Below are 8,897 nucleotides of genomic sequence, written 5' to 3'. Positions count from 1 at the left end.
AGATGTAGCCCGTTTACGGGCTCGCCGGTAAGGACCGCACGCAGGTGTCAGACTGCGCAACGCGTCGAACGCGTCGCTAGTAACCTAGGGCAGGGCCCGTATATGAAGAACCACCCGCTGTGCGGGTGGGTTCCTTTTTTTATATTTATAGAATGAAAGCTTTCATCAATGGACTTTTGAAGAACTTGGCTCATCCGGGAACAATCGTGGGCCTTCTGGTAGCCATCGCAATTCCCTTCCTTATTTATCTTGCTCCAAATGTCGGACACAAAAATATCATCAAGGAGCTGGACCTAAACCTTCCGTTACCGTTATTCATCATACAGTTCATCGCTGCAGCCGTACTGTTCATCTCGCTGAGCAAGGACCTTCGTGATTATTTGCAGAAGTACTTTCATGAATGGTTTAAGGGCTGTCTCCCTCCCAAAAGCATTTCGATTCTGATGATCGCCTTCACCGTGGTCATTACCATATTTGCGGCAACGCAGATCGAAGCGCGGCACCGCGTCCAAAGCGATGAAAGCGTATTCATGTCGGTTGCCCAGAACATGTACTACAACCATGAGTCGGGAACCTGCAACCAGGGATTTTTCGAAAACGGCAAGTTGAACTGCGTCGCCACCTCGAACAGCTTCAAGACCAAGGGACTAGCCTTCCTGTACCTGCTCGGTATGCCCCTGATGGGAAACGATCTGCATTGGATTTTCCACATGGAGCTCCTAATGCTCCCGCTTGCGATCCTTCTCATGTTCCTTGCGGTGGTCGCCTGGACAAGGCAGCCCCTGCTCGCCTTCTTCGCCGCACTCCTTACGGCTCTCCAGCCCACAGTCCTGTTCCAGTTCCGAGCCATGTCGGTGGAGCCGCTCTACATTTTTCTTTCGGCACTTTCGCTTTTCATTTTCAAATGGGCCTACGACAGGAACACCATCAAGCATTGGGCGCTTCTTGCCCTGGTCCTCGCATTCTTCGTGCAGACCCGCCAAGAAACCGCCTTCTGCCTACTCGCTTTCATCGTTTTCGCCCTTCCCAAACTTCTCGACAGCAAGAGCGCCAAGGCTCCCACCTTCTTCGTGCTGCTTTCGGCATTCTCTGTTCCCGCGCTTCTTACCATCAGCTACTTCCAGGGATTCGGCTTCCAGGGCGGTGAATTCGAAGCCCACGGACACTTCCTGGAAGACCTGCAACGCAACTGGGCCGAAATGACCAAGCCGCTCAACAGCAAGGGCGAGCTCGAGAACCCGTTCCTCACCTATTTCAACTATCTCTTTGCAGCGGGTGCCGCCTACCTGCTCCTGCGCACCATCATGGGCATCAAGAAGAAGGACTTCTTCTATCTCAAAGTACTCGTCTTCCTTCTGCTGTACCACATCCAGACCTACATCATTCTCGAAAACGTCTCGGGTGACTTCAGCATTCAAATCAACCAGCGCTACAGCCTAGTGATGCTTCCGTCCATGGCCTTCGTAGGAGCACTCCCGGTGGCTCACCTCGTCAAAAAGCTGATTGATTCCATGAGCGGAAAAGACATCAAGCAGAACGCCGCCACCGCATTCCTGGTCACGCTTATCGCAGGCCTCCTATTCACCGCCTGGACATTCCACTACAAGGAAGACTTCAACAAGAACATCATGTACAACCGCAACCACCTGACCATCGAAGAACACGAGATTCTCGGATGGCTCGCGGAACAGCCCCAAAAAGACCGAATGTTCATCTATGGTAGGCCCTGGCACTTTGTAGGCTACGGGATATCGTCCATCCATTACGACCGTGCCCGCAGCATGTCATCCGAGGAACTGAGAAACCTGATTGACAGGTACCAAGGCGAAGTCTATTACATCCGAGGGCTCGACTGCTGGGACAGCCACACCTACCACAAGAAGGCCGTCGAGCACCGCATCGCCACAACCTGCGACGTCTTTGAACGCGACATGGATCTCGAAGGCATCAAGAACATCCTGATAACAAACAATTACTGGGTGCAAATCGCCAAGTTCAACGGACGCAAGGAATTCAACCCGCAAAACATCATTGCCGTTTTCGACCTAGAATTCGTCGAAGCTGCGCAAGATGATTCTCTCGAGGCCAAGCCGGCTCTTCGCTACAGCTTCAACCTGAACGAAAAATCCGCCGCCGCAAGCAACTGGGACTACATCGTGATTGCAAACGGCGACACGCTCGCCCACGCCACCTACATTTCCGGAAGCATTGCCGGCAAAATCAGCGAAGACAAGTTGCTATCTGGCTACAACCAGATGGAATTTGTCGTACAGAACCGCGAAACCGGAAAAGTCATGGCTGACATCCAGAAGTTCTACTTCAACAAAGCCAAGGGCGCCGTTCCGCTCACCGAGATTCCCGTCGTTCAACACAAGCAGGCCTGGGGCAAGCTCCACATCGACAAGTCCATCGAGGACAACGCCTTTAAAATTGGCAGCAAGTTCTACCACAACGGATTTGGCATTCATGCCTCCTCCGAAACCGTTTTTGACATTGGGAAAAAATTTAAGGCTTTCAAGATGGGCTTTGGGCTCGACGAAGAATCGCTCTGCAGCGACGGCGTTCAGCTGCAGGTCTACGCCGATGGACGCATGATTTTTGACAGCGGACGCTTCAGCTACGACAAACTGAAAAGTGCCGAACTTGATGTTAAAAATGTCGCGACTCTTACCATCAAGACCAACTCTCTCGAAGAAAAGGATTGCGACCACGTTGACATCGTGAACCCCGCTCTCATTCCGTAGCACTAGGTAAAGTATGTTGTTATCTGTAATCATTCCGGTATATAACGAAGAAGAAATCGTCGCCGAGACCTACCGCGTCCTCGAAGAAGAACTCAAGGATGTGGAGCACGAACTCATCTTTGTGAACGACGGTTCCAAGGACAGAACACGCGAAATCGTGGAATCGCTCCTGCCCCAGAACCCGAACAACAAGATTATCAACTTCAGTCGAAACTTCGGACACCAGGCAGCCTTCAGCGCCGGTCTCGACCATTGTACGGGCGACGCCGTCGTCATTATTGACGGCGACCTGCAGGACCCGCCGAGCCTGATTCACGAAATGCTCAAAAAGTGGCACGAAGGCTACCAGGTCGTTTACGCCCAAAGGAACAAGCGCAAGGGCGAAACCATTTTCAAGCGTTTTACCGCGTTCTGCTTCTACCGACTCATCGGCAAGCTCACGAGCATCGACATTCCGCCCGACACAGGCGACTTCCGCCTCATGGACCGCTGCGTGGTGAACCAGCTCAAGAACCTGCCCGAGCGCAGCCGATTCCTGCGCGGACTCGTCTGTTGGGTTGGCTTCAAGAAAATCGGCGTCAAGTACGACCGTGCCGAACGCACCGCAGGGACATCCAAGTACCCTCTCAAGAAAATGGTGCGGCTCGCCTTCGATGGCATCACGGGATTCAGCTCCGCACCGCTCAAGCTCAGTTTCTACCTGGGACTTTTCGCTGCCATCGTAGGCTTCGGCGTTTTCGTCTGGTCAATCCTTGAAAAAATTCTCTCTCCTGCAACGACGGTTCCCGGTTGGGCATCGCTCATGACCGCCATCGTATTCTTCGCTGGAGTGCAGCTCATTTCCATCGGAATTTTGGGAGAATACATCGGCCGTATTTACGACGAAGTCAAGCAGCGCCCGCTTTACATAGAAGACAAGAAGGAATGAGCAGTGAGCAACGAGCACGGGCCCAAAGGCCCTTTGAGCAATAATAAATGCGGCATGGCCGCCTAACTTAAACCTCAGAGCGAACGAACGTGAGCGAACTCAAACCTCAAAGCGAGCCACGCGAGCGAACTCAAAGCTACGATATGAAGAACAAACTTTTTGTAATGAGTGCCGCAAGCGGCGCAGGAAAGACCACCCTCAAGGATTTGGTCATCAAGGATTTTCCGGATATCAAGTATTCCATTTCGGCCACCACCCGAAAGCCCCGTGAAGGCGAAATCGACGGAGTTCATTATTTCTTCAAAACCAAGGAAGAATTCGAAAAGCTCATCAAGGAAGACGGTCTCATCGAATGGAATGAAGTCCACGGCAACTACTACGGAACACCGAAGAGTTTCGTGGAGCAGACACTTGCCGAAGGGAACCGCGTGCTATTCGACCTCGACGTGTTCGGCAAGGTGAACTTCGACAAGGTGTACCCCGACGCGACCGGCATTTTGATTCTGCCGCCCAGCGAAGAAGAACTCGAAAAGCGCCTGCGTGGACGCGGCACCGATTCCGAGGAGGTCATCCAACTCCGCCTTCACAATGCGAAAAAGGAAATGGAATTCGCCAAGACCAAGGGCAAGTACGAATACGTCATCATCAACGACGACCTAGAGCGCGCAGCGAACGAGCTCCGCGAAATTTTAAAGAAGAAAGACTAATACTTGATACTCGCCCGTTTGAGGCGGTCATTAAGTGCCATGCCGACTCCCACATTCGGAATCGGATCTACTAGAATCATGTCATACTTCGGATCATCGAGGTCGTGCATGTAGGCATAGAGCTTCGCCGTCGCTTCGAGCATGTCGCCCGTTTCAGACAGGTTTAGCGTTGCAGGAATCACGCCGGGGGTATTGCCGAAGGCAATCCGCACGCAGTGTTCCGGGAGCGTAAAGCCCTCGGGAATTTTGCCATAAAGGAGCGGAACCTGCGGGCGGTAGTGCGTATCGCACTGCCCCGGCGCGGCCATAGCTTGCCCAGGTTTAGAAGTCGATTCCTTTATTTTCACATCACCGATGACTTTAGCAATCATCTCGGGCGTCACCGCACCCGGTCGAAGCACCGTAGGCTCACCCACCAACGACACGATGGTACTTTCCACACCCACGTTGCAGGGGCCGCCATCCACAATGCCCGCAAGGCCCCGGTCAGCAAGTTGCGCCGCCACATGCTCGGCCGTCGTCGGGCTCACATGCTTGAACAAGTTCGCACTCGGAGCCGCAAGGGGCACGCCCGCTTTCCAGATAATTTCTTGCGCTACCGGGTGGCTCGGGAATCTCACCGCCACAGACGGGAGACCGCTCGTGCACAAATCCGGAATACATTCCTTCTTGGGTAAAATTATCGTCATCGGGCCCGGCCAATAGGCCTTCGCCAGCGCATACGCCGCCTCTGGAATATTTTCGGCAACATCTGCCAACTGCGAGATTTCGCAAATATGGACAATCAGCGGGTCAAACGTCGGGCGTTCCTTGATTGCAAAAATCTGCGCTAGAGCCTTAGGCTCATAGGCATTTCCGGCGAGCCCGTAAACGGTCTCGGTCGGTATCGCGACGACATGTCCATCGTGGAGCAGACGCGCGGCATCATCAATACTTGTCCAAGGAGGGAATTGCATACCCCAAAAATAAAAAATCGCAGGACAAGCCTGCGATTCAATTTTATGAAAAGGTTAGGTTAGCCTTCCGCCGGAGCTTCTGCAGCAGGAGCGGCGTTAGCAGCATTAGCGTCGCCTTCCTGGTCCTTGCGGCCAAAGGCAAACACCTTGTCGCAGGCGGTATTGAAGCGCTTCCAGGTCTTTTCGGACTGTTCACGCGGTACGGCACCTACTTCCTTCCACAGGCGACGCAGATGTTTCACCTTGTTCATCGAAGCACCCACTGTCTGCTCGTTCAAATCGTTGAGCAGATCTTCGGCCTGTTCGCAAAGCAACAGCTTCTTCTGCAGGTTGTTCTGGCGTGCCTGTTCCTGAATGTCGAGCTGGTCACGGCGACGGGTAAAGAAGTCGTCGCAGACTTCGCGGAACTGCTTATAAAGGTCCATGTCCTCAAGGCCGCAGAATCCAAGTTCACGCCATTCCTTCTGAAGTTCGCGAACGGCATCGGCGAGCTGGTTGGAGCCTGCACTTTCTGCAAACTGGCGAACCTTGTCGATCATCGCGATCTTCTTCTGCTTGATGTCGTCGAGGCCCTGAGCCAAGGTTGAATCAGCATGGGCAAGACGGTCAAGAATCTTGTTGTAGACCGTATTGTAGCGGTTGCTGATGGTCTCGATGGCTTCCTTCGGCACCATACCGAGAGACTTCCATTCCTCTTCGGCAGCCTTGAGTTCTTCGAGAGTACCCTGGCCAGCGGCATCCATCGCTTCAAGCTTTTCGCAGAGTGCGTTCTTCGCATCCAAATTTTTCTGCTTCGAAGCATCCATCTCTTCAAAGTGAGCGCGCTTCTTTTCGAAGAAGGCGTCGCAGGCAGTGCGGAAGCGTGTCCAGATTTCATCGGACTTGCTCTTAGGTACCGGACCCACAGACTTCCAAGATTCCTGGAGTTGCTTTAACTTGTTCGAAGTGGCGTTCCAATCGTTGGATTCCTTGAGCGCTTCGGCTTCCATGCACAAAGCAACCTTCTTTTCGTAGTTGGCTTCGCGGGATTCGTCTTCGGCCTTCAGGTTTTCCTTGTGCTGGGCGTAGAACGCTGCGGCAGCGGCCTTAAAGCGTTCCGTCAGGGCAGCCACATTTTCCTTGGGGACCATACCCACGTTCTTCCAGGATTCCTGAATTTCCTGCATCACCTTGTACTTGTCCTTCCAGAACATTTCCGTATTCTTGACAAGTTCTTCGATGCGGGCGCAAAGGGCTTCCTTCTCTTCAAGGTTCTTCGCACGCTCGGCATTCATCTCTTCAATGAAGGCGGCACAATTTTCCTTGATCTTTTCGTAGTTGCTCTGGAAGTGGTCGCGGTATTCCTGCAGCTTGGCTGCAGAGATCGGTCCAATCTCCTTCCAGCGATTGGTAATTTCCTTGAGTTTCTGAAGAACAGCCTGGCTACCGGGCTCCTTGGTCAGTTCATCCATTTCGAGGAGCAAGTCGTCGCGGTCCTTTTCGTTATGCCAGTTTTCCCACTGTTGCATTTCCTGGAAGCGGGCCGTAGCGGCCTTATATTCCTGCCACAGGTCGTGGTACTTGAACTTGTTGTCGCCCACGATTTCCTTCCACTGCTGGTAGAATTCGCGGACTTTCTTGTTCAGTTCGCGGAAGTCTTCATTTTCGTCAAGGGCATTCACGCGAGCGATAATGGCCTTGAGCTTTTCGGAATTTTCTTCAAAGCGTTTTTGGGCATTCTCTTCGTACGCCTTCATCTTGACCGAGAGCGCATCACGAAGGGCGTTGTACTCCTTCAGCATCGGGTCGTCACCTTCCATGGCGCTAACCACATTGAGCTTGTCCCATTCGCGAACAATGACATTGAGGTGCTTGTGCGTCATGTCATTCACGTCGGTATCGGCAAGAGCCTTAAGCCGTTCCAGCAGTTCAGGACGGGCAGAAGAGTTCTCTGCTTCCAAAGCTTCGGAAGCCACTTCGACGGGCTTGTTAAATTCCTGTACCTTGAAGAAAGCGTTGTTGAATCGCTTCACCCAGGCGGCATCCATCAGGGACTTGCCTTCGGTGCATTCGCCCACGATTTCTTCGACGCGGGCCGCGTTGTCGGAAACCTTGTTTTCCGAAATCAAGTTTTCGAGTTCTTCGAGAGAGGCCGTCAGCGCACTGATCTTTGCCTGCTTTTCAGCTTCAGCCTTTTCGGCAGCGATACGCGCAGCATCGGCTTCGTCGCAGAACTTCTTGAAGCTTGCGTAGATTTCATCGATCGTAGCCTGCTTGTCGCCCATGCCAAGCTTAGACGCTTCGGCCATCAATTCATCGAACTGGGGCTTCACGGCAAGCGGATCCTTGCGAGCCGCAAGGGAATGAGCCTGCTGCACCAGGGCATCGCGCTTGCTCGCTAAAAGTTCGGCGGCCTTCTTGCCATTATCTTCGGCATCCTTTCTGGCGCGGAGCCTTTCGCTTGCGGCCTTGCGCACTTCAGGCTGTCTGGAACTTTTTGCAATGTCCTGGAGCAGGGAGTCAGAAGTCACCTTGCGGGCGGCGGCCATTGCAATGTCGTCGTTCAAGTCGCGGATGGCAGCCATCGCGAGAACAGACTGTTTGTCACAAATCTTCACCAGCTCGGCGCGCACGGTTTCAGACGTATTCACGCCCTTGAGCAAATCTTCAGCAAAATGCGTGTCCTTGAGATCATTCAAATAAGACAGATCCTCGGCACTCGGTTCGGCCGCGGACTTGAGCTTTTTGACAACTTCTTCCAAATAGCGATTCTTGGCGAGACGCTTCACATCTGCATCGGCATCGTCCTTCGAAATTTTCAACAGCGAAGCAATAAGGGTCAGCTTCTTTACGGCTGCAGCCCTTACAGAGGCCTCGTCATCGGAAAGGGCAATGCGTTCAAGAACGTCCTGATTGTCCGCACCCAACTCAGCAATGGCCTCCAGGCGCTTGGCGGGGTTAGAATTCTGCCACTTCGGTTTAAAGACGTCAAATACACTCATAGAGATCTCCAATAGTATGGCAAGTCCCAAAGGGGATTTGCATCCTATAATCTAACAAAAAAAGTTTTTTGCAACAAAAAAGATTGAAAAATAGGTGCTTTTTGTGGTATTAACTATCTTTTAGCCCGTGGCAAAGCGTATTCCCAAACTTTCAGCACCCGAAGAAGTGCACCAGAAGCTCAAATCCGGCACATTGACGGACTTTTGCGAAGTGTACATACCCATGGCCCCCGATGTCTACACCTATGGCGTTCCCCTGGGTGTAACACTCAAGCGCGGAGACGTCGTCTGGGTACAGTTTGCCACCCGCAAAAAACCGGCCCTCGCCCTTGTCGCAAGAGTCCACCAGGAGCGTCCCTCATTCGATGTGCGTCCCGCATACCCCCACCAGAGTGGTTTTTCGTTCAACGATCGCTACATGGAACTGCTCGAATGGACGGCAAGGTACTATATAAGCACCCCCATGAAGGCGATGTTCGTATTCTGGCCCGCCGATTTCGAGAAGTATCTCGCCGCGCTTGCTTTTGAAAAGGGGGAAGCCTCCCCCTCGCTTGAGCCCGACAAGTCTCGCGCTACCCCCT

Annotated in this window: 5 protein-coding genes and 1 pseudogene; 4 read left to right on the top strand and 2 right to left on the bottom strand. The window is 52.8% G+C overall.

What is annotated here, in order from left to right:
* Positions 1-152: 152 nt before the first annotated feature.
* From ACKI61_RS05145 to gmk, 3 genes are all read left to right on the top strand, one after another.
* A complete protein-coding gene (locus ACKI61_RS05145) occupies positions 153-2,744 on the top strand; it encodes an NPCBM/NEW2 domain-containing protein (RefSeq protein WP_407456702.1) in 2,592 nt (863 codons plus the stop codon).
* A gap of 13 nt (positions 2,745-2,757) precedes the next feature.
* Positions 2,758-3,672: a glycosyltransferase family 2 protein gene (locus tag ACKI61_RS05140; RefSeq protein ID WP_407456701.1), complete on the top strand. Its 915-nt coding sequence runs from the start codon at positions 2,758-2,760 to the stop codon at positions 3,670-3,672.
* A gap of 143 nt (positions 3,673-3,815) precedes the next feature.
* A complete protein-coding gene (gmk, locus tag ACKI61_RS05135) occupies positions 3,816-4,379 on the top strand; it encodes a guanylate kinase (protein ID WP_407456700.1) in 564 nt (187 codons plus the stop codon).
* Here gmk and ACKI61_RS05130 read toward each other — a convergent pair.
* The gene (locus tag ACKI61_RS05130; protein WP_407456699.1) at positions 4,376-5,335 is read right to left on the bottom strand and encodes an L-threonylcarbamoyladenylate synthase; all 960 of its coding nucleotides are present in this window, start codon (positions 5,333-5,335) and stop codon (positions 4,376-4,378) included. The genes gmk and ACKI61_RS05130 overlap by 4 nt on opposite strands.
* 59 nt (positions 5,336-5,394) lie before the next feature.
* Positions 5,395-8,316: a DUF349 domain-containing protein gene (locus ACKI61_RS05125; protein WP_407456698.1), complete on the bottom strand. Its 2,922-nt coding sequence runs from the start codon at positions 8,314-8,316 to the stop codon at positions 5,395-5,397.
* 127 nt (positions 8,317-8,443) lie between these two features.
* Here ACKI61_RS05125 and ACKI61_RS05120 point away from each other — a divergent pair.
* Positions 8,444-8,897, top strand: a pseudogene (locus ACKI61_RS05120) (primosomal protein N'); the annotation flags it as partial.

Source organism: Fibrobacter sp. (assembly GCF_045601785.1).
In the GTDB taxonomy this organism is placed as follows: Bacteria; Fibrobacterota; Fibrobacteria; order Fibrobacterales; family Fibrobacteraceae; genus Fibrobacter.
Note: the sequence above shows the minus strand (reverse complement) of the source record. Positions and strands in the feature narration are given on the sequence as shown.